Origin of the sequence: Bacteriovorax sp. Seq25_V, assembly GCF_000447795.1 — a bacterium.
GTDB lineage: Bacteria > Bdellovibrionota > Bacteriovoracia > Bacteriovoracales > Bacteriovoracaceae > Halobacteriovorax_A.
In genome coordinates this window covers 349,155-368,714 of record NZ_AUNI01000020.1, presented here as the reverse complement: position 1 = coordinate 368,714, position 19,560 = coordinate 349,155, and the positions used below count along the sequence as shown (strand labels likewise).

18 protein-coding genes are annotated in these 19,560 nt (G+C 35.3%); 6 read left to right on the top strand and 12 right to left on the bottom strand.

Annotated features, from left to right (window positions below):
- Positions 1-129 precede the first annotated feature (129 nt).
- Genes M900_RS14490 through M900_RS14470 form a run of 5 tightly spaced genes read left to right on the top strand, consistent with a single transcriptional unit; the run spans position 130 to position 5,400 of the window.
- Entirely contained in the window at positions 130-2,904 is a 2,775-nt protein-coding gene (locus M900_RS14490; protein WP_198296021.1) for a hypothetical protein, read from the top strand.
- Complete coding sequence (locus M900_RS14485; protein WP_021275533.1) at positions 2,904-3,953, top strand: HD-GYP domain-containing protein; 1,050 nt, start codon at positions 2,904-2,906, stop codon at positions 3,951-3,953. Before M900_RS14490 ends, M900_RS14485 begins: the two co-directional genes overlap by 1 nt.
- An 11-nt stretch (positions 3,954-3,964) precedes the next feature.
- Positions 3,965-4,363: a response regulator gene (locus M900_RS14480; RefSeq protein ID WP_021275561.1), complete on the top strand. Its 399-nt coding sequence runs from the start codon at positions 3,965-3,967 to the stop codon at positions 4,361-4,363.
- Between the two features lie 32 nt (positions 4,364-4,395).
- The gene (locus M900_RS14475; RefSeq protein WP_157680685.1) at positions 4,396-4,875 is read left to right on the top strand and encodes a hypothetical protein; all 480 of its coding nucleotides are present in this window, start codon (positions 4,396-4,398) and stop codon (positions 4,873-4,875) included.
- A gap of 18 nt (positions 4,876-4,893) precedes the next feature.
- Positions 4,894-5,400: a chemotaxis protein CheX gene (locus tag M900_RS14470; protein WP_021275315.1), complete on the top strand. Its 507-nt coding sequence runs from the start codon at positions 4,894-4,896 to the stop codon at positions 5,398-5,400.
- A gap of 1 nt (position 5,401) precedes the next feature.
- On the opposite strand, the gene M900_RS14465 is transcribed toward M900_RS14470, so the two are convergent.
- Positions 5,402-6,538, bottom strand: coding sequence for a metallophosphoesterase (locus M900_RS14465; RefSeq protein ID WP_021275528.1), 1,137 nt, complete (start codon positions 6,536-6,538; stop codon positions 5,402-5,404).
- Entirely contained in the window at positions 6,516-6,908 is a 393-nt protein-coding gene (locus M900_RS14460; protein ID WP_021275283.1) for a hypothetical protein, read from the bottom strand. The genes M900_RS14465 and M900_RS14460 overlap by 23 nt, the downstream gene beginning before the upstream one ends.
- A 98-nt stretch (positions 6,909-7,006) precedes the next feature.
- Here M900_RS14460 and M900_RS14455 point away from each other — a divergent pair, with 98 nt between their 5' ends.
- Complete coding sequence (locus tag M900_RS14455) at positions 7,007-7,528, top strand: hypothetical protein (RefSeq protein WP_157680683.1); 522 nt, start codon at positions 7,007-7,009, stop codon at positions 7,526-7,528.
- Here the strand turns inward: M900_RS14455 and M900_RS14450 are convergent.
- The 10 genes from M900_RS14450 to M900_RS14405 form a co-directional block, all read right to left on the bottom strand.
- A complete protein-coding gene (locus M900_RS14450) occupies positions 7,482-8,012 on the bottom strand; it encodes a hypothetical protein (protein WP_021275387.1) in 531 nt (176 codons plus the stop codon). The two genes, M900_RS14455 and M900_RS14450, sit on opposite strands and share 47 nt — an antisense overlap.
- A complete protein-coding gene (locus tag M900_RS14445) occupies positions 8,009-10,666 on the bottom strand; it encodes a hypothetical protein (protein WP_021275590.1) in 2,658 nt (885 codons plus the stop codon). Before M900_RS14445 ends, M900_RS14450 begins: the two co-directional genes overlap by 4 nt.
- Before the next feature lie 89 nt (positions 10,667-10,755).
- Positions 10,756-11,289: a hypothetical protein gene (locus tag M900_RS14440; RefSeq protein WP_034732835.1), complete on the bottom strand. Its 534-nt coding sequence runs from the start codon at positions 11,287-11,289 to the stop codon at positions 10,756-10,758.
- Between the two features lie 10 nt (positions 11,290-11,299).
- A complete protein-coding gene (locus M900_RS14435) occupies positions 11,300-12,535 on the bottom strand; it encodes a hypothetical protein (RefSeq protein ID WP_021275391.1) in 1,236 nt (411 codons plus the stop codon).
- Positions 12,535-14,142: a hypothetical protein gene (locus tag M900_RS14430; RefSeq protein ID WP_021275407.1), complete on the bottom strand. Its 1,608-nt coding sequence runs from the start codon at positions 14,140-14,142 to the stop codon at positions 12,535-12,537. The genes M900_RS14435 and M900_RS14430 overlap by 1 nt, the downstream gene beginning before the upstream one ends.
- A gap of 52 nt (positions 14,143-14,194) precedes the next feature.
- Positions 14,195-15,121: a hypothetical protein gene (locus M900_RS14425; RefSeq protein WP_021275521.1), complete on the bottom strand. Its 927-nt coding sequence runs from the start codon at positions 15,119-15,121 to the stop codon at positions 14,195-14,197.
- A gap of 189 nt (positions 15,122-15,310) precedes the next feature.
- Positions 15,311-17,308, bottom strand: coding sequence for an excinuclease ABC subunit UvrB (gene uvrB / locus M900_RS14420; RefSeq protein ID WP_021275653.1), 1,998 nt, complete (start codon positions 17,306-17,308; stop codon positions 15,311-15,313).
- 37 nt (positions 17,309-17,345) lie between these two features.
- Entirely contained in the window at positions 17,346-17,702 is a 357-nt protein-coding gene (locus M900_RS14415; RefSeq protein ID WP_021275358.1) for a hypothetical protein, read from the bottom strand.
- A complete protein-coding gene (locus M900_RS14410; protein ID WP_021275451.1) occupies positions 17,699-18,460 on the bottom strand; it encodes a hypothetical protein in 762 nt (253 codons plus the stop codon). Before M900_RS14410 ends, M900_RS14415 begins: the two co-directional genes overlap by 4 nt.
- A gap of 167 nt (positions 18,461-18,627) precedes the next feature.
- On the bottom strand, positions 18,628-19,443 hold the full coding sequence (locus tag M900_RS14405) for a DUF4360 domain-containing protein (RefSeq protein WP_021275543.1): 816 nt from the start codon (positions 19,441-19,443) through the stop codon (positions 18,628-18,630).
- Between the last annotated feature and the right edge of the window lie 117 nt (positions 19,444-19,560).

Here is a 19,560-nt window from a genome sequence, read left to right as displayed (position 1 = left end):
ATATTTTTCGGCAGTACTTTTATAAGCTTTAGCACAAAGTTAAAAAATTTTAAAAATAATGTTGGACAATATTTATCTGCTATTAAAAAACTTAAAAAAACAAGCTTTTGTGCCGATAAAAAAAGCACTATGAGCGGCACAAAACCATTAATATTCGTCCATCCCTTATCAGATTCTTTGAAGAAGCTGAAAGAAGTCATTGCGGAAACAGCCGATGAGGATGGAGTTGAAATTTATGAAGTAGACGATGTAATGGAAGTATCCCAATTACTTCCGACAATTGGACAGTCTCTAACAATATTTTCTAATCCAAAAAAATGTGCTTCAGTTCTTCAACCAAACAGAAGAGCTATACATAAATTAAATTCAAAAGTAATTCTTCTATCAGCAAAATCAATTCCTAGAAAGACACTTGATAAGTTTTCTAAGATTGGCCTTACTGAATGTGTAGTAGAACCTGTACCACCAAAGACTCTTCTTTATAAAGTTAAACTTCTACTACGCTCTATTGTTGTAGCAGGTGAAGAAGACGAAGAACAAAATGAGGAAGTTAAATTTGCTCATAGTGAAGATGAAGGTACTGATACAAAACAAAAACAACGTGTAGAAAAAGGAATTATTTCTGAAAGTGATAATCATATTGATTACAACCTTCGAGGAAAACTTGGCACAGAACTAGAAATTGATGCTGATGAGAGCGAAGAAAATAGGCCTGGTTATAAAGAAGGAAAGATTGAAACAGAATGGGAAGGAAAAGTTCACAATACAGACTTAGCTTTTGACGAAGACAAAGAAAAAGATAAAGAAATGAGTGAAGGTAGTTATCTCGACTCATACCTAAGAAGTAAAAAGAAAGATAAAAATGAAGTGACACTAGACTTTGAAGAACCAACAAAGGAACGTCGATCTAACGAGATGGAATATGATGAGTATGGAAATCCATCAAAGAAAAGCTCTCTAACACTAGAGACCGGAGAAGATAAAACAGGAAGAGAAAAAGAAGATAAGGATAAAGCAAAGGCTGATGATAAGTACTACAAGGGAAAACTCAACAGTAGCATGCTTGATATGAATTTTGATGAAGATGATAAAGACTTATCAAAAGAGGAAGAAGAACTCGAGGAACGCAGAAAGAACAAAACTGAATTAGAGTTTGGACTCGATTTATCAGCTGAAAATGATTCTGAATTAGAAGAATCATCGCAGCACACAGATGATGACGACCTTTACGGAAAAAGGAACAAATCATCAGAAACGATGCTAGATCTTGACGATGAAGAAGAGAAAAGCATCAAAACACAAGCAGAGTTGAAGCTTGATAGAGAAAGAGAAAGTGAAAGTGAAGATTCTGAACATACAAACGAAAAACGTCGTGCTGAACATGAAGGCAAGAATGATATCGACTTAGGCTTTGAAGAAGACGAAGAAGACCAAAAGAAAAATGATAATGAGATTGATAACTATATACGCGGAAATGTCTCAAAAACTGTTACTGTAATCGAAGAAGAGGAAATTGACGCTCGAAACAGCAATGATATATCAGCAGATGAAGATGAGGAATCTGATCACACTCACCTCGATCTTGAGAAGGGTCTTGATCTTGAAAATGATGATGAAGATGAGAGTGACCTCTATGGCACGAAATTAAAACTTCAAACAGATAAAGAACGAGAAGAAGGCCTTGATCTTGAAGAAGATAAAGACGATCAAGAAAACTCTCGAGCAGGAATTAACCTCAAGCTAGAAAATGACAGTAGCACAAGAGATGATAAAAGCATATCAGAGGATGAGGATGACTTTTCTAGCGTAAAGAAAGAAAAAGATCTCGACCTGGCCTTTGACAGTGAAGAGAGTGAAAAAGAGGCCAATAAGAAAAGTTCTACCGAAAAAGATTTTGGTCGCAGAAACTCAAGCATGGATCTTGATCTCGAGCATGAACAAGATGCAAAAAAGTATTCCGCGCACACAGAAAGAATAGAAACAAATCTTGATTCAAGAAAAGGGATCAAGCATCAAGAATACGACTGGGACATTAATAAGAAAAAAGATGGAACTGAAAATTATGGTCAAGAAAAGAAGAATAAATCTCAGCTAGATATCACTTTCAAAGAAAAAGTTGATCTTGGTGAACAAACAATTGATTATAGAAAGCTACATTCAGAATTTGAAGCAATTACTATTAATAGATCCTCCAGTGGTAAAAAATCAGAAGGGCCTAAATACTATAGTGAGAACGCAGACAAAGAGTTTCTGAGAGGTATTTATGAAGATGATTATCTCGACTCTCTTTCAGAAGCTGAGATTGTTGCTTTAAAGAACAAGGTGGATAAAGAAGAGGAGACCATTTACACTCCAAAGTCTAATGGAATTGAAATTGCGATTAAAGTACTAAACCTCTATAGCGACAAGAACTTAAACAAAGAGGATCTTTTTAAGTTTATTACTGACTCAATCAAAAATAAGTATCAAGGGTATTCGACTTTCTACTCTTTAAATAAAGCTAATGGAAAATTTGAAAAAATTTACCAATCTAAAGAAAATGTACTAGAGAAAATTACCGATAAAGAAGAAACACATAAAGATGAATGGGATTTGATGAATCTACCAAAGTGGGAAAATGAGAAATTTAACACTGAGGAGAATTTGTTTTTCTTCCCTATTTATGAAGGTGCTAACAAACTTGGTTATATTACTTGCTATTTTGAGAACTCTCCTAAAGAAGATATCTCTAAATCAATCGAAGTAATTTTTGAAACTACACGTGGTATTTTCCTCGAGGAATCTCACAAGGCTGGACTCACTGGGGAATACAATAAACCAAAAGCAATAAGTTCACAAAATAATAATGAGGAAGAAGGAATCATCAAATCAATATTTGGTAAATTCTTTAAAAAGGCAAGTTAATGAAGACACAAGAGTATTTTAATATCACAGTCGACATGCTTAGAGAAGGACAGCTCTTCCCTTTTCACCTCTATGTCTATAATCCACAATCAAAATTATACAATGTATTCTTATATGCAAATAGCCCATTAACAGATGATCATAGAGAGTTTATTTCATTTATCACTGAAAAAGGTGGCTCCCTTGCTGTCGATAAAAAACAGAAAAGAACTTTTCTTCATTCTGTAGAGATTGATGAAAGTGAAGTTCCCTCCCTTCAGGCTAGAGAGCTATCAGAAATAGAAATTAAGAGAAATGAGAAACTCAAGGCATTAGCACTAGAAGAATATGAATCAGAAAGTGGTGAAATTCCAAAGTATGACCTAAAATCAGGAATGAATAATTGTATTGATGCGGATTCATTTTTACCAATGATTTTAAGTGCCAAAAAAGAAATAGAAATATTTCAGCTAAATATCTCACACACTGTTTCTCTGGCCGGATACTTGGCAGAAGAATTGTTGACGGAAGACAATAGAACCAACCGAATTGTGGCTATATCTTATTATTTGGCGAAAAATATGAATATGAATGACCAAGAAACGTTGGCAGATATCGTATGTGCTGCATTTTTTGCTCATCTCGGATATACGCAACTTGATCACTCACTATCACACAGACCAACTAACGAGCTTTCTGATAAAGAAAAGGATAAGATTAAAAAACATCCTGGCTATTCTCACCATCTCCTACTAAAAAGTGGGATTGAAATCAGTGAAAGGTGCAAGAATATTATCTTTCAACATCATGAGCGCTATGATGGTTCTGGGTATCCCAGACAAAAACATAGTGAATTTATCGATACAATGGCACTCATTTTAGGTGCAGTATCTCATATTTTAGAATATTCAGAAGGTGAAATCACAGGTTCTAAGCTACCAATTCGCTCAGTTATTCAAAGAATGAAAAATAAAACCTTTAGCGCTGGACTTGAATTCGAGTTTGGCGATAAAATATATGAAAACCTAATAAACTTAATAAGTACTGAAAATATAAGTGAAGCTGCTTAAGGAGAAGAGAAATGGCGCTAAAAGCGAACATGAAAATTTTAGTTATTGATGATATGGCAACGATGAGAAAAATTATCAAGAACATGCTTGGTCAAATTGGTTTTACGAATATCACTGAAGCCGACGATGGTGCAACGGCCCTACCAATGATCGAAAAAGCAACTGAAGTTGGTGAACCGTATGAGTTTATCGTTTCAGACTGGAACATGCCACAGTTAACAGGTCTTGATTTACTAAAGAAATTAAGAGCATCTGAAGAGTATAAGAAACTACCATTTCTTATGATTACGGCAGAAGCTGAACAAGGTAACGTTGTTATCGCAGTAAAGGCCGGAGTAAGTAACTTCATTGTAAAGCCTTTCTCGGCGCAAGTACTTAAAGAAAAGATTGATAAAATTTTTAATAAGTAAGGATAACTATGGGCCTTATAGACGATCCTTCAATGAAGGAAATTATTATTGAGTTTTGTGATGAATCATTAGAACTTCTTGATGAGCTTGAAGCCTGTCTTGAAGAACTCGAAGAAGATCCAACGAAAACAGCAAAACTCGAACAGTTTGGACAAGTGATCGATCGTATCATGGGTGCGGCTAAATCAATTGGAGCTGATGAAATCGCAACTTTCTGCGATCTTGGAAAGGCCATTGGTTATAAGTCAAGCCAGATTAGAGATCATGCCCTACTTGAAGTCGTTGTAGCAATTCTTTTCGACGCTCATGACCTTCTGGGACGAATGGTAGATCAGCTAAAAACTGGAAATGATAATGGTCTAAAGTCTATGAATACACAAGCTTTTGTGACGAGACTTAAATGGCTACAAGATAAATTTAAGAATATCGAAAGGTCTTCTGTAGCATACAAAGATGATAGCGTACTTGATCAAAGTTCAATTGATGATCTAATGTCTAGTTTAGGTTTATAAGAGACAAATGGAGAAGTAATGTCGAATGCAAATTTTTTAGAGTTTTCAAAACCATTTATTGATGCTGCAAAAAATGTTTTTGAAACAATGGTATTTACCAAACTAGAACCAGGAAAACCACAAGTAAAGAAAGGTAACCTATCACAAGGTGATGTATCCGCCGTACTTGGTCTATCAGGGACTTTAAGTAAAGATGGTGTAGAGCGTGACTATCGTGCTATGCTTGTTATCTCATTTCCATATGCCACATACTTGAAAGTAGCTGGAGCAATGTTAATGGAAGAATATACAGAATTTAACGAAGATATCAGAGATGTTGGAGGTGAAATCTGTAATATGATTATGGGGAATGCAAAACGTGATCTTGCAGGAATGGGATATACCTCAAATATGGCAATCCCTTCGATCATTGAAGGTAGTAACCACACAATCAAATACCCAGAGGGAACTACTGTTATACTGATTCCTCTAACTTCTGCGCATGGGCCAATGTATCTTGAGCTCTGCTACGCTGAAACAGAATAAACTAATTAAAGTTATGGTATGGGAGCTTACTAGTTCCCTGCCATGAATTCAAATTCGATCTCAGATAACTTCCCTCTTTATTCTTTACAACATCAATCTTTGCAAAAGTAAGCTGAACACTTGAAGAATCTTTCCCGAAATCAAGGTGATACATTCGCGTCCATGTCCCGGTATTGATAAAAGTTTTACCATTGGCATAGTTACGACAAATAGGTTCGTGTGTGTGCCCAACAATTAGAACTTGCGTATCGTTACTCTTACTCAGAAAATCATAAGTCAGGGACTCATAATCCTTAAAGAGCTCAAGCTCTTTTAAACAGTGATTTAAGAGATCTGTGAGATTTTTGCTCGACTTGAATAAGAAGATCGTTCGAACCATCACAAAGTAGAACATATTAGCGAGGATGAAGCGAGCAGTAAAAAATGTATCGTAAATTAAGCCGTTGATTAAAAATTTATTAATAGGTCTCACAGCATTAACATGATAACGCTCTTCTTTGAATTTATTGATGACTCGTGTGACGTAATATGATCCCCAAGGTGGATTAAAATACTTCTCCCCGTCACTGTCCTCAATTATATTGTCCTCACTATTGAAGTGGTGTGCAAGCTCGTACTCATGCCCGTGTTTAACACAGACCTTTTCATGGGGACGATATTCGATATGCTCATTTAAAAGAATGGTGAATCTCTCAACTCTATCATCTGGGATTTTAGAAAGTACCATTTTCTGAAGAGACTCAAAAACAAGCTCTGCATCATGATTTCCTACAATCATCGTAATTTTGCGATTCTTCTTTTCAATGAACTTTGCAAGTGCTTCCATGACATCCTCATGGGCCTCTAAAATCATTTCTAACTTCTTTAAAGAAGCCTTCTCTGACCAGAACTCATCATCATAGAATTCGACAAAAGGAACCGCCAGAAGATCAAAAAAGTCACCGTTGATGATCAACTCAATCTCGCGGCTAGCATACTTTCCTTCACAAAAATATTCTAAAAAATCAATGAGCTCTTCATCTGAATGAAAATCTTCGAGATAGTTCTTTTGGCCATCAACGTATTCTCCAGCACCAAGATGGATATCAGAAATTACGAGAATCGTTTTTTCAATTTTATCTTTGCGCAGGAACTTCATATGATTTTTCACCTATTTTTAATTCTACTTCTTGGAATGCAGGAGAGAGCGGAATGAAATGATATTTTTTCGATTTATCGAACTCAAACTCAATCGATGTCGACTTACCAGGAGCCGTTGTTAAAAAAGCCAAATCCTCTTGTCCATTTCTTTGTAATTTGCCTCTAAGCTTATGTAACGTCTTGTTGACCACGATAAGACTTATTTTCTTATTTATAGTAACAGGAGAAAGAACCTTGTAATATCCAGAGAGTGCTTCAACAATAAAAGCATCGGCCTTCTCGTATGCGTGAGAAGCTGTAACCGACAAAAACAATAAGATAAATAGGATTAAATCTCTAATAAAAACTCCAATATAACTATCATACAAGAAATCTCGACTTCAAAGGACTCTTAGGTAAGTATTTCCCAAATAATATCAAGTGATTATTATAGTTGATTGAACTGATGATTATCCGATATTTAATCATGATCTTTGTAAAGTTGAAATCTAAAAACATAACTAAGCTGACAACCAAAGAACTTCTTCTTAATAGAGCTGAACACGAGTGGATACGTCAAGATAAAATACTCTATAGATTCTTCAAAGAATCCATGGAATTATTAACCCCCGAAGACTTCACTAAACTCAATAAGCAAAAAGAACTTTGCTTTCTCTATTCTACGGGAAAGTATGCATCCACCCTTGCTGCACATAATAATAAACAATTCATTATTCTTTATCCTGAGTTTATCGGTATGGTGAGATCTGTGGATAACACGATTGCTTTTGCCATTTTGTTTCATGAACTAGGACACATCTACTTTGGGCATAATCAATCAATGCTATCGGTTCTTGATAAACAATTTGAAGCGGACTTATTTGCATGCAAGTACGGATTCGAAAATGAACTTCTAGAAATCCTATATGGAGAAAATAAAACTAATGAAGTAATTCAGAGAATTAGTAGAATTCAGGAATACCAAAAAAGTCATCGTTCACATCAATAGAGAAAAGATCCAAATTATAAACTCCGTCGGCACATAGTATAAATCTTGGATTTGAGATTCTACCAAAATCATCTTTTTCAAAAAAAAGAACGGGATCAGCGGAAGAGTCATCACAAAGATTACGGTATGCCAACTTCTTCTTAATGCGACTTTGCCCTGTGACTAAATCATAAGGACTATCATAGTCAATCGAAACAAAGTTATTAGACTTTAAAAGATCAAAAAAATCGAGAGGTACTGCCAATTCTCCAGTTGTAATTGATTCACCAATACCATTAAAAATAAATGATGAAGTCATGTCAGTTGAAAAGCAATCATTACACAACTCTTCCTCAATAACCGTTACTTCATCAAAATATGTTAGGCATTCATTATTACCTTCACAGTATAGTGTTAGAGATTTTGAAAAATTATCATTCCATGAAACTTCAACGCTCATGGCCTCAACACTTAATGAAACTAAAACTAATAAAATATATCTCATTTCTTTTCCAGCTTACAATCAGACTTAATTTCAAAAGAGTCTTCATTTCTAAAGTTTACAGATACTGGCTTATGACACTCTCTAATTTTAAATCTATAATTACCAAACACAGTCTTAGATTCAGCTAAGATTGTTACATTGTACTTAGAATTTAGGATTGAAACGGCTTTCTCTTCTCTCGAACTTCCAAGGCAGGCTTTACCTTTTGTAAGTTTTTTTACACAAGATTTTGGAATATATCCAAAACGTCTATAAGTATTTTTTAAATGATTTAGATCAATTTCCCAATCTCTTGCAATATTATCAGGATCACTTAATCCCTTTACAAGTCTTACTACAGAGCGAACGAGGTAGTAAACAGGTCCAATTGCATAGTTAAAATAAGTCAAAGTGTTTGATACTGACTCGAAGTTTAGTCGACAAGCAAAACATCCCGACTTCACATCTCCATCAGGAGTCGAAATATCAGATGCAGAATTTACAATAATTTGAGAACTGTCTTTTGCAGTACACGCCCCTACTGAAACCCCATTGAACTGGTAAAGGTTATTGTATCCATTAGAATACTTTCCAGCAATTGAGACTGCACAAGGAACACCCAATAAAGGTCCAAAATCAGAAACAAGCTCCATCATCACTTTTTCTTTTTTAAAGTTCTTATTGAAAAGGATTTTCCCGTCTTTAACCATAGAGTTAAAGCTTTCAACGTGCCCTGGTTGTAAAGAAAACTTAGAGTATAGTACACCTGGAGTAAATCTACTTACAATTGCCTGAGAGATGTCAGATGTAAAGTTAGTTATTGTCGCACGAGTCTTAAACCACGGATCATAAACCTTACATGCAACCCTTTCACTATAAGGATTAAATACATCAGAGCTTGTTGCTTTATGTTTTGATTTCCAAAAAGTTGAAGCATAGTATGTTGCACGAGTTATTTCTAAGATATGTGAGATTGACTCTCTTACACACGAGCTAGGGGAATGGCAGATCACTTTACCAGAAGCACCATAACTAATATATGGCTTTAAGTTAAGCTCTGCTAATTTTTCTTCACTCGTAGACTTTAGATTCTTTACCTTATAGTTCTTGTCTAGGTACCACTGCTTAAACCCTGAACGGTCAACTTCAAACTCTCCCCCAAATAGCTGCTCTCCATCGAGGGAGTCACAAAATGCGTTAACATCTGTAAGAAGTGCTTCATAATCATTGACAATATCCTCAAGACTATTCTCATTGAAAAATAGCTTCATTGAGTCAATAAAGTTTGTATCTTTAATTAATGTAATATTCTTTTTTACAAAACTAAATGTTTCACTCGAAACAAACTTTGCTTCACTACACATATAGTAGATATCATTTTTTATTTTATCATCATCAAAGTTAGAAACACTGTAATAACGATTTAAATCATTACTAAGTTTTGAAACACTTAATCTCTTCGTTAAGATTGTATAGAAGCTTAGTGCGACAGTAAGTTTATTCTTAATATATGCCTTCGTACCAGAAAAATTATTAAATAGAGACTCAATCCACTTATTTGCGTCTTCACGAGTTGCAAGGTCAAGAATATCAGTATTAACTGCTGTAAATGGATTTTCGAGCATGATATCCTGAGCACCACTAACAACAGGGCTTAAGACATCCAACTCAAGAGCTGTTTTCTTGAAGTCATCTTTCGCCATTTGAGCAAGGACTGACTTTGATAGGTAGTCATTACTACACTCTGGTACTTCAATACTCTTACACCCATTAGAAACTAGAAGAATTGAATCCTCAGTTTGAGTTGATTGAATTATTAGTTCGTAATCAAAATCGACGACAGTAGTGCTTTTAAAGGCCCAAGAAAGATAGATTTTTAGACTGTTCCAAAAATCAAAACCAATCTTATTCCACTGAGAATCATCAAGATGTCTAATATCCAATTGATAACCAGCGACTTTAAGATTCTCGATACTCTCATCATCACACGAACCAAAGTACTTAGCAGTATCACCGAGTCGAGATGCAATTTTTTGAAGTACTTCACGATCAGGTTTAGTTCCAAATAAATGAGCTTGAATTGGAGAGAATTTTTTTAGAAGGTTACAGCTTAAACGTGTATCCTCATCAAGCTTGTGATAGCTCTCTTCGCTATGAAAGTTATCTGTTTTATAATTATTAACAATTTTTCTAACTGCAGGAACATTAAGTTTGCTATTTGCCCAAAGCTTTTCGAGATATTCATTTAACTCTGGACAATCTTCCTGCTCGAAGCAACCTTGTACAATTTGCTTATAACGGCTTGGTACATGGAGCGAGCTCGTTAGGTTTGGAAGAAGTGGCAACTCTCTATTAGAAAGCTTTTCAAATATAGTATTTGTTAAAGTGATAAGTTTTTTACGGTATGCTTTAATTGCAAGCTTTGTTGTCTCTTCTGGATCTTTACGAGTAAGTGAAGCAAGACGGTAAGCGGCTTTTCCAATTGTAGTATTATCGACTAATAAAAATACTGACTGTGTAGGAAACTCTGAATCCTTTGCACACCCTGCTCTGTTTCTAAGCTCGATTGGATTGACGTCCAAATTCAGATCGGCCAGGTCCTTATCCCAAGAATGGAAATCTGACGCAGCAAAGATATTGCTTAGAATTAATAGAGAAATTATTATTTTTATCATTGCCGATTTATACCAGATTATCGAGATAGATTGTTCAACTATGTAATAAGTAGAGGGTAAATCCCCCTACTTACCACATAATTTATTTATTACTTTGTACAACCTTTAACATTGTTCATGATAGTAGTGTAGAACATAATCATTGCTTCATCAGCAGGAGTAAAACCTCTTCTTGTTCCACCTTCGTCAGTAAGAAGACCATACATATAACGGTTTACAGCATAATATACTGATTTTGGTACTTTAACTGTTTGAGTACATTTTCCACGAGAATATTTTACTTGGAATCCCCAGTTTAAAGAGTCACAAGTATCACATGTCCCATAACCACCAGTGTAAATATTAACTCCATCCTTTCCATTTGTTGACATACCAGTACCTTGTCCAACATTGAAAGAAACTTCAAACCCACCGTATCTACTTTCCATTGAGTGAAGTGTACAAAGACCTTTGTCACAAGAAATAGCAGCGTTTCTGTCGATTTCTAATAGGATCGACTCATCAGAGAAACGGTCAAATTCAAATTGATCTTCTCCACTTCCAAATAAATCATCAACATCACCAGCAAATGACATTTGAGCAACTAAACCAAGCATTAATAGACTTTTTAAAATCATTTTCACGTTATTCTCCCTAATTGGCGCCATTCCCATGAATTGGGCCACAAATATTATTACAAATTCCTACATAATCATGTTGATGAACATCTCTAAAGTCTTTCTCATCCTTCCCATATTTGATATATGACTTTAGATGATCAGAATTGTTAAACCTTAAGTTTGTACACTCATAAATCTTCTTATTATCAATAGTCTGAAAGCTCGCCCCAACCTTAACAGTTTCAATCATTGAGCCATATGAACCATTCGTTCCATTATTATTACCGTTGGTAATTTCTTGAACATGACAAATTCGAATTGGCCCATCAGTGATAACTTCTTCGTGTGATTCAACGTTATTTAAGACTGTAATATTTTTCAAATCCCAGTCTCTCATTCTGTCTGGATAGATTTCCTTAAAAGATTGACGAATAAAACAAAACTCAGAGTTTGATACTGCATAATCAAAAGACGCTTGTTGTCCTGTTCCAAATGGTAGATATGAAGTCCCGTCAACAAGCGATACTGTTGAGTAGTCAAAATTCCCATCAAAATTCTGATCACAATAAAGAAGGAATCGAGAATGTAGGCCCGAGTGAATTGGATAAGAAATTCCATTACTACTTTCAGCTATAACACTAGAATTGATTGTAAAATCTAGGCTATATTGCTCAAGACCAGTTGTATTCATCCAACATGTATCAACAAAATATTCACCATTAAGGCGTTCTGAACCTAGTTTAAATGAAAGTCCGTTATCTTCTGTAATTCTTGTGTATGCAGGATCTGTCGTTGCGACATTGAAGGTAGCCTTTCCTGCATTGATATTTTTAACTTCTGTATTTGAACTAACTTCAGTCAATGGGTTATAAGTTGATAACTCAACAGAGAAATAATCAAATAAGTATAAGTCTTTTGCTGAAGTACAAACACAGTTTGCAGCACCTGGCTCACATTGAGAAACAAAACGTGGTTCACCTTCATCTTTGTTGATGCAAATTTGATTATCAACATCCTGATGTCTCATTCCAGCATTGCATACATAGGATTTTTTCACATTTCTAAGTCCACACTCACCGTAGTAGTCATTCTCATGTTCAGCAAGGTGACCGTATAAAGATGAAAATGATACGCATACCTCAACATAGTGAGGGTTGATTTCACTTCCTGCATGGCAGACAACGGCCTTATAGTCAGGACAATTAATTCTTGCAACTACAGAGAGAGAAAGAAGAAAAATGAATGTGAGTTTAAAATAAATTTTATTCATTAAAAATCAAATACCACGTCATCAAAGTCTGGCCCATCGCTATCGTCTTGAACCAATCCACAATTAATTTTTGGAAACTTATAATCTGAAATATGAATATCTTTAGAAAAATTTGATGTTTTTGAAAAATTGACATCACTAATTTTAAAACCTTTGTTTTTCTTTAATAATTTGAATCCTAGAGAAAGCTTTAACTTGCTCTTTTTTTGATCGATACATTTGCTATCTGTGCATACCTTATCAAAGTAAGGGGGCCAGAAAGAACTCTTAAAAGTGCGAGAAATCGAGTTCAAAGCGTTTCTTACACCATTAAACCCACTACCAGAAAAGTAAATACCAACAATAGAGTCAATCATTGGTAATTTTTTTATTTCTCCAATTGTACCAATTTGTGGAATCTCTCTTATACCAAGCCCTCCACGTCTAAGCTCAGGAATATTATTAGCATTCATTTTTATTTGTTTAGTAATTCTTCCCTTTAAGCTCATATAATTAAGTTCTTGATCACTAATATCATACTCAAGAACGTAGTCTTTCCCTTCTTGCAGAAGTTCCTTTTGAATTTTTACACCTACTCCATTCACATAACCGGCCCAATTAGCAGGAACAATTCCACCATCAAACCATGAAGCGAGTAGTTCTTTTTTACTCCCATTAACTTCATATAGAAGAAACTCTCCAGTCACAGGTTGCGAATATGTACAACTTGAAGCACATAGGCCTTCTTTACAAGTAAGTGGACAGTTATTATTAGCAAAAACAGGGACAGTGATTTCGTCAAAAAGATCAGAACCTGTAAGAATTTTTGGTTCCCCTAGATATAAATCACTTACATTCCATGTCGTAGGCCATGTCGGACGATCATCGCCGTAATCAACATTTGTTGGGATCAGGTCTTTTGGCGAGTTTACAGATATTCTAAAGTCCATTTGTTTAAGAGATGTTAAGTCAATTGACTTCCCTGTAGCATCTCCAGACTTATAAACTGTGATATTCCCAAGAATATCTTGAAGTTCAATTTTATTTTCTTTGTAATAGTCAAAGCTTTTACACTCATCTTTAATATCAACAGTAAAGACAATAGAGCTATCAACCTTTGGTTTTACAAAACAAAAGCTTCCTTCAAAATTAACAGCATTTTGAGAAATTTCAGTAATTTTACAACCTGGTTGCTCAGAGGGAACATCAATTCCAGTTCTTGAAAAGTCAGTTAATTGAAAGACAACACACTGATTTAAAAACTTACGTCTCTTAATGAGTCTTTTATTTCTATCTTCTTTCGTTGGAATAAACGATGAAGGATTATTATCAATTTTACACATATCTCCAGACATTGAGAGATAATCATTTATTGAGTAAGTCATAAACTCATCCGAAAGGATGAAGTTTTCTAAACCTACAGAAAACATAAGATACTTGTTCTCTTTAGCTACTTTTTCACAGTTTGAAGCACTAACATTTGGGCGATCGAAAACAAGTCTTAAATCATTATAGAAATAATGAGTCCCATTTTGAGGATCGATAGCGATATTGATATTCTCAGGAGTACTTAGATTCGCACAACCTAGAGTATAATATGAAAGTAAGAGTAGTATAAAAATTTTCATTTAAACCTTATAAAAAAAGTTGGCCAACATTAGTTTGTTGGCCTTACTCGAATTACTCTGCTTCGTTTACAGAAGTATAAGTACAGATTCTAGCTTTTTGAGCTTTCCACTTTCTTACACTTGAAATTCCGTCAACATTAGTTTCTTTGAATGTATATCTTACGATACAACCTTTAAGATCAGCTTTTGTGCTTCTTGAAGCAAATTTAATCTTTTGAGCAGCATCAAAAGTTGTATATGCAGTTTCTTCGTTAAATACTAAAGACCCATCTTTATCTTTACAGTAAAGAGTTGCTTTAACTTGAAGAGCTGAACTTGTTTCATAAGTTGCTAAAGAATAGATAACGTCTGTTTCATCAAGATCCCAAACATGAGTTGAATCACCAAGATCAGAAGATAGATCAGTAATTGTTACACCACGATCAATTGCCCAGTTAAGCTTGTCACCGTTTGCATATGTATTTGAAGATGGGTAATCAATTTGAGTTGCTCTGAAACAAACGTCAACAAAGTACTCTGCACCATATCTTTCAGAACCAAGATTAAAATCTAGGCTTAAAAGTTGAGTTGAGAATGTATCTGCTGCATTGATTGCAGTTTGAGCAGAATTCTTCCCAGCTGTTTTTCTTACATACTGAATATTTGTTGGAGCTTCACCATTGTCTGTCCAGTTTGCATATGAAGCGTTGAAGAAATCTAATCTGTACTCTCCATCATCTCTTCCATTATTTGGAAGAGTGAAACCACCTGTACAAACACAGTCACAAGCTTGTCCATCTTTACAAAGAACTGGATTACATGAGTTAAGAGTTTGTCTGTCATAACATACACGTCCAGCAGGATCAGCATGCTTTAGACCAGCATTACATGCATACATTGAGTTACCTGAAGATGTTACTTCAAATTTAAACGCAAGATTAACGGCACTTGCATTTAACGCCGCAAAAGTCATAGCAATTGCTATAATTAATTTTCTCATTCAACACTCCTTACAAAAAGATTGAGATAAATAAAATGTTTTTTTGATTCGCTGCTTATATAAAATAGAAATAAAGTTGTATACTAGGATAATGAAAAAGGTTCATGATTTTTATTAGATTTTTTAAAAAATATAAGAAAGATGGAATTTCTTTAATAATTGTAAATATTTTTCATATACATGGATGATTTAAATTAACAGATAAGCTTCGTTAAGACTTTTTATTTCATCTCTAAACTTAGCCGCGTCTTCAAAACGTAAGTCCTTAGAGGCTTCTTTCATTGCTTGCTTTAACTCATTGATTCTCTTTTCAATAGACTCTCGATCAAGAGCGATATCCTTAGCAGCAATGCGAGACTTACCTTTATTCTTACCTCGTAAAGTCTCGATAACTCCCCCCTTAACATCTTTTTTAATCGTTTTAGGAGTAATTCCATTATCAAGATTGAATTGGTGCTGAACCTCACGACGCCTCCTTGTTTCCCCTATGGCCTTTGCCATACTATTGGTCTCTTTATTAGCGTAAAGGATCACTCGCCCTTCACTATTACGAGCAGCTCGACCAATAGTTTGAATAAGAGATCGCTCAGAACGAAGAAAACCTTCCTTATCAGCATCAAGAATTCCAACCAGCGATACTTCAGGAATATCAAGGCCTTCTCTTAAAAGGTTAATCCCAACGAGAACATCAAACTCGCCAAGACGTAGGTCACGGATAATCTCCATTCTCTCAATAGTATCGATATCACTGTGAAGGTACTTAACTTTTACACCCACAGAGGCGTAGAAAGAGGTCAACTCCTCGGCAAGCTTCTTTGTTAGAGTCGTAATTAGAACTCTCTCCCCTTTAGTTACTGTGGCACGAACTTCAACAAGCAGGTCGTCAACCTGATTATCGGCCGGGCGAACATCAATGATCGGATCAAGAAGTCCTGTAGGACGAATTATCTGCTCGACATATTCGCCATGTGTTTTTTCAAGCTCATAATTTCCAGGTGTTGCTGAAACATAAAGAGTATCATCGAGCTTTGAGATAAATTCTGTAAAGTTTAATGGCCTATTATCAAGGGCGGAAGGCAATCGAAATCCATAATTGACAAGGTTTTCCTTACGAGCGCGGTCTCCACGATACATCCCTCCGACTTGGGGAACTGTAATATGAGACTCGTCGATAATCATAAGGAAGTCTTTTTTAAAGTAATCAACAAGTGTCGGAGGTGGATCACCTGCTTTTTGCCCAGTTAAGTGTCTCGAGTAATTTTCAATCCCTGAACAAAAACCCATCTCCTCTAACATTTCGAGATCTAGTAATGTTCTCTGTTCCAATCTTTGCTTCTCCACAAGCTTTTGGTTCTCTTCAAAGAACTGTAGTTGAGATCTAAGTTCTTCCTTAATTGTCTCAATTGCTCCATCTAACTTCTCAGTCCCAACAACATAATGAGACTTCGGATAAATAGTAACCTTATTAAGTGATGTGATTACCGTCGACCTTAATGGATCGACAATGGCAATTGACTCGATTTCGTCATCAAAAAATTCAATACGAACCACATTTGAATCCTCATGGGCCGGGAAAACCTCAACAATATCTCCACGAACTCTAAATTTACCACGGGAAAAGTCAATGTCATTTCTTTCATATTGAATTGAAACGAGTTGTTTTAAGAATTCATCACGATTGATAATATCCCCAACGAAGAGAGTTGCTTTCATTGATTCGTATTCATCAGGTGAACCAATCCCATAGATACAACTAACACTTGAAATAATAATGACATCATCTCTTTCAAGTAATGAGCGGGTAGCACTATGTCTAAGCTTGTCAATTTCGTCATTGATAGACGCATCTTTTTCAATAAAAGTATCTGAACCAGGAACATAAGCCTCTGGTTGATAGTAATCATAGTAAGAAACAAAATACTCAACAGCATTTTCAGGGAAGAATTCTTTAAACTCTCCATATAACTGGGCCGCAAGAGTTTTATTATGGGCAAGAATAAGAGTTTTCTTTCCTAGGGCCTGAATAATATTGGCCATGGTAAATGTCTTTCCAGAACCAGTTACACCGAGAAGTACTTGCTCCTTTTCCCCTTTATTAAATTTATTAACAAGGGTCTCAATAGCTTGAGGCTGATCACCACAAGGTTTAAATTCTGATTTTAATTTGAAAGGATTTTTTCTTGCCATGGACCTATTCTAGGCCCAAGACAAGAGTTTGAAAAGATTATCTGATAATAAATGCTTTAATCTGTGCCTTCTTAATGACTTCAAGAGATGTATCAAAGTACTCAACTTCAGAGACAGTCTGACCAGCACTTGGATTTTTAAATTCTGTATGAACAATATCATTCATTGAGATTACTTTCTTTGAAGTTACAATCATCTCAAGTGTATCGATATGAATCTTACCAGCGCCTGTAACCTCTCCAAGCTTAAGTCCTAAAGATTTTAACTTCGCTGTTGAGAGACCATTTTTAACAAGAATTGTTTCGATCTCTTTACCTGCCCCTGTTACTTCACCACCAAGAACAATATTTACGAACATAAAAAAAGAGAATATTACTTTTAATAAATTTTTCATTGGATTACCTCTACTTGATTACCAAGATCAAGTGTGTCACATAAGTCTAACGTAAAGAATGGAATATCACCTTCATAGAATGGAGACTGCATAATCGCATGTATCTTCTTTACTGCTTCTTTTTGAATTTCTTTTATTTTTCTAATTCCATCTTCACTGATTGATTCACTCAATGTATAAAAGAGATTTTTCCCATTTCCAACTTGATGTGGCTTATAAAATCTCACAAGAGACGGTAAGTGTCCTGCTGCGATATTTACATCAAGGGAAAAGTTCTTCTTTACCGCGTGATATCTTTCATCTTTTTGAACAACAATTCCTTTAGAAACAAGATAGTTTAATTTATCAATACCAAGCTTTCCAAAAGTTCCATCAATATCAACAAGATCAGTTCCGACTCTATTCGCACTTAACTTATAAACAAAGTATGTGATCTGATCTCTAAGAACATCGTTTAAATCAAGATCATAATTAGTATCGATTTCTGTAAGAAAATTACCGAACGCCTGAGTTAAATATTCTTGAATTGGACCTTCGTAGGCCTTTACAATCTTATCAAGTTTATTCTCATTTTTGATGGCACTTACGATATTTAAAACGGTGTGAGGAGCTGGATCTCCTTTTATCGTACCTTGTATTACTCTTCTAAGAGTTGTCGCAGCTACTCCACTTTTAAGTGATAGAGCGTTGATACTCATATGAGGATAGCGCTCAAAATAACTATTAACAACACTTTGTAACTGAAAGTTTACACTCATGACAGCCCCTTTCTCCCTAAGTCTGCTTAAGTTCAAAATATTAAACTTTCTCAAGAAGGGCCACCGCCACACAATAAATGGGCCAAAATTATGGCCCATTGTATGAAAGTGATAGAAATTTACAGTATTCATATTATTGAAAGTGGTCAAAGTGACACCCGAATGTCTTATCGACGTCCGAATATTGAGATACATGTTCGTTGTTTATCATGCCAAATACCACCGAGGCGACGACACATTTCAATCTTATCATCATCTCTATCTCCACGACCTGGGCGAGTAGGTCTTGTTGGACGCGTTGGACGACCTCTATCACTACATTTTTCCTTGTGTAGTTTTATTTTGAAGTTTCCACGCATATCACTGGAATCAATAGCAAGCATTGCTGTCGGTGTTCCTAATCGGCGATTAATAACCTCTGCACGAATAAAATTTCTTATTAAAAAATCAACCTTACTTGCTCTAGAACTTGTGTTACATGAAGAGTTGATATTAATAAAAGCATTTCGAGAAAGATCTAATTCCTCATCAAAATCGCCAGAGTAGACACGATTAACAATTACATCTGAATCATTTCGAGTTCCTCCAGAAGAGTCTTTCCAAGAAATAATACGCGAATCAAACTCTGTCTCTGTACCGTACTCTCCAAATGTCATCCCTCTAAAATCAGTCTGAAACTCAATACCTGTTATTCTCTCTCCTTCTGGAACATCAAGAGAAACAGAAATATTACACACCTTTCTGTCAATTAGTTTCTCTATTCCACTTCCAAAATCATCACTTCCAGAGAATGGTACTTCAACAATCATTTGATCAAACAATAGAGAAGCAGAAGTTCTATCAGGTGAAAAAACAACTGCGCTATTTTGATCTGAACAACCTCTTCCCTGTAATTTAATGCTGTCAAATTGCACCTCCAAGGCTTTCGCTGACAACGTTGATAGAGTACCTAGTATTAATAATGCTGTTTTCATTTTCCTCATATTTTCTCCTCTCTCTAGCTAAAATTAGCTCCCTGAAATCAAATTAAAACAACACTAGTAAGATATAAAGCAAGAACGTTAAAACTTAGAAGTATCTGCGCCACGTGGTGCACTACC

Excerpts from the sequence above, each read along its gene's own strand:
- M900_RS14490 (WP_198296021.1), top strand. The coding sequence starts at position 130 with ATGAGCGGCACAAAACCATTAATATTCGTCCATCCCTTATCAGATTCT.
- M900_RS14485 (WP_021275533.1), top strand. The coding sequence starts at position 2,904 with ATGAAGACACAAGAGTATTTTAATATCACAGTCGACATGCTTAGAGAA.
- M900_RS14480 (WP_021275561.1), top strand. The coding sequence starts at position 3,965 with ATGGCGCTAAAAGCGAACATGAAAATTTTAGTTATTGATGATATGGCA.
- M900_RS14475 (WP_157680685.1), top strand. The coding sequence starts at position 4,396 with ATGAAGGAAATTATTATTGAGTTTTGTGATGAATCATTAGAACTTCTT.
- M900_RS14470 (WP_021275315.1), top strand. The coding sequence starts at position 4,894 with ATGTCGAATGCAAATTTTTTAGAGTTTTCAAAACCATTTATTGATGCT.
- M900_RS14465 (WP_021275528.1), bottom strand. The coding sequence starts at position 6,538 with ATGAAGTTCCTGCGCAAAGATAAAATTGAAAAAACGATTCTCGTAATT.
- M900_RS14455 (WP_157680683.1), top strand. The coding sequence starts at position 7,007 with ATGATCTTTGTAAAGTTGAAATCTAAAAACATAACTAAGCTGACAACC.
- M900_RS14450 (WP_021275387.1), bottom strand. The coding sequence starts at position 8,012 with ATGAGATATATTTTATTAGTTTTAGTTTCATTAAGTGTTGAGGCCATG.
- M900_RS14445 (WP_021275590.1), bottom strand. The coding sequence starts at position 10,666 with ATGATAAAAATAATAATTTCTCTATTAATTCTAAGCAATATCTTTGCT.
- M900_RS14435 (WP_021275391.1), bottom strand. The coding sequence starts at position 12,535 with ATGAATAAAATTTATTTTAAACTCACATTCATTTTTCTTCTTTCTCTC.
- M900_RS14430 (WP_021275407.1), bottom strand. The coding sequence starts at position 14,142 with ATGAAAATTTTTATACTACTCTTACTTTCATATTATACTCTAGGTTGT.
- M900_RS14425 (WP_021275521.1), bottom strand. The coding sequence starts at position 15,121 with ATGAGAAAATTAATTATAGCAATTGCTATGACTTTTGCGGCGTTAAAT.
- uvrB (WP_021275653.1), bottom strand. The coding sequence starts at position 17,308 with ATGGCAAGAAAAAATCCTTTCAAATTAAAATCAGAATTTAAACCTTGT.
- M900_RS14415 (WP_021275358.1), bottom strand. The coding sequence starts at position 17,702 with ATGAAAAATTTATTAAAAGTAATATTCTCTTTTTTTATGTTCGTAAAT.
- M900_RS14410 (WP_021275451.1), bottom strand. The coding sequence starts at position 18,460 with ATGAGTGTAAACTTTCAGTTACAAAGTGTTGTTAATAGTTATTTTGAG.
- M900_RS14405 (WP_021275543.1), bottom strand. The coding sequence starts at position 19,443 with ATGAGGAAAATGAAAACAGCATTATTAATACTAGGTACTCTATCAACG.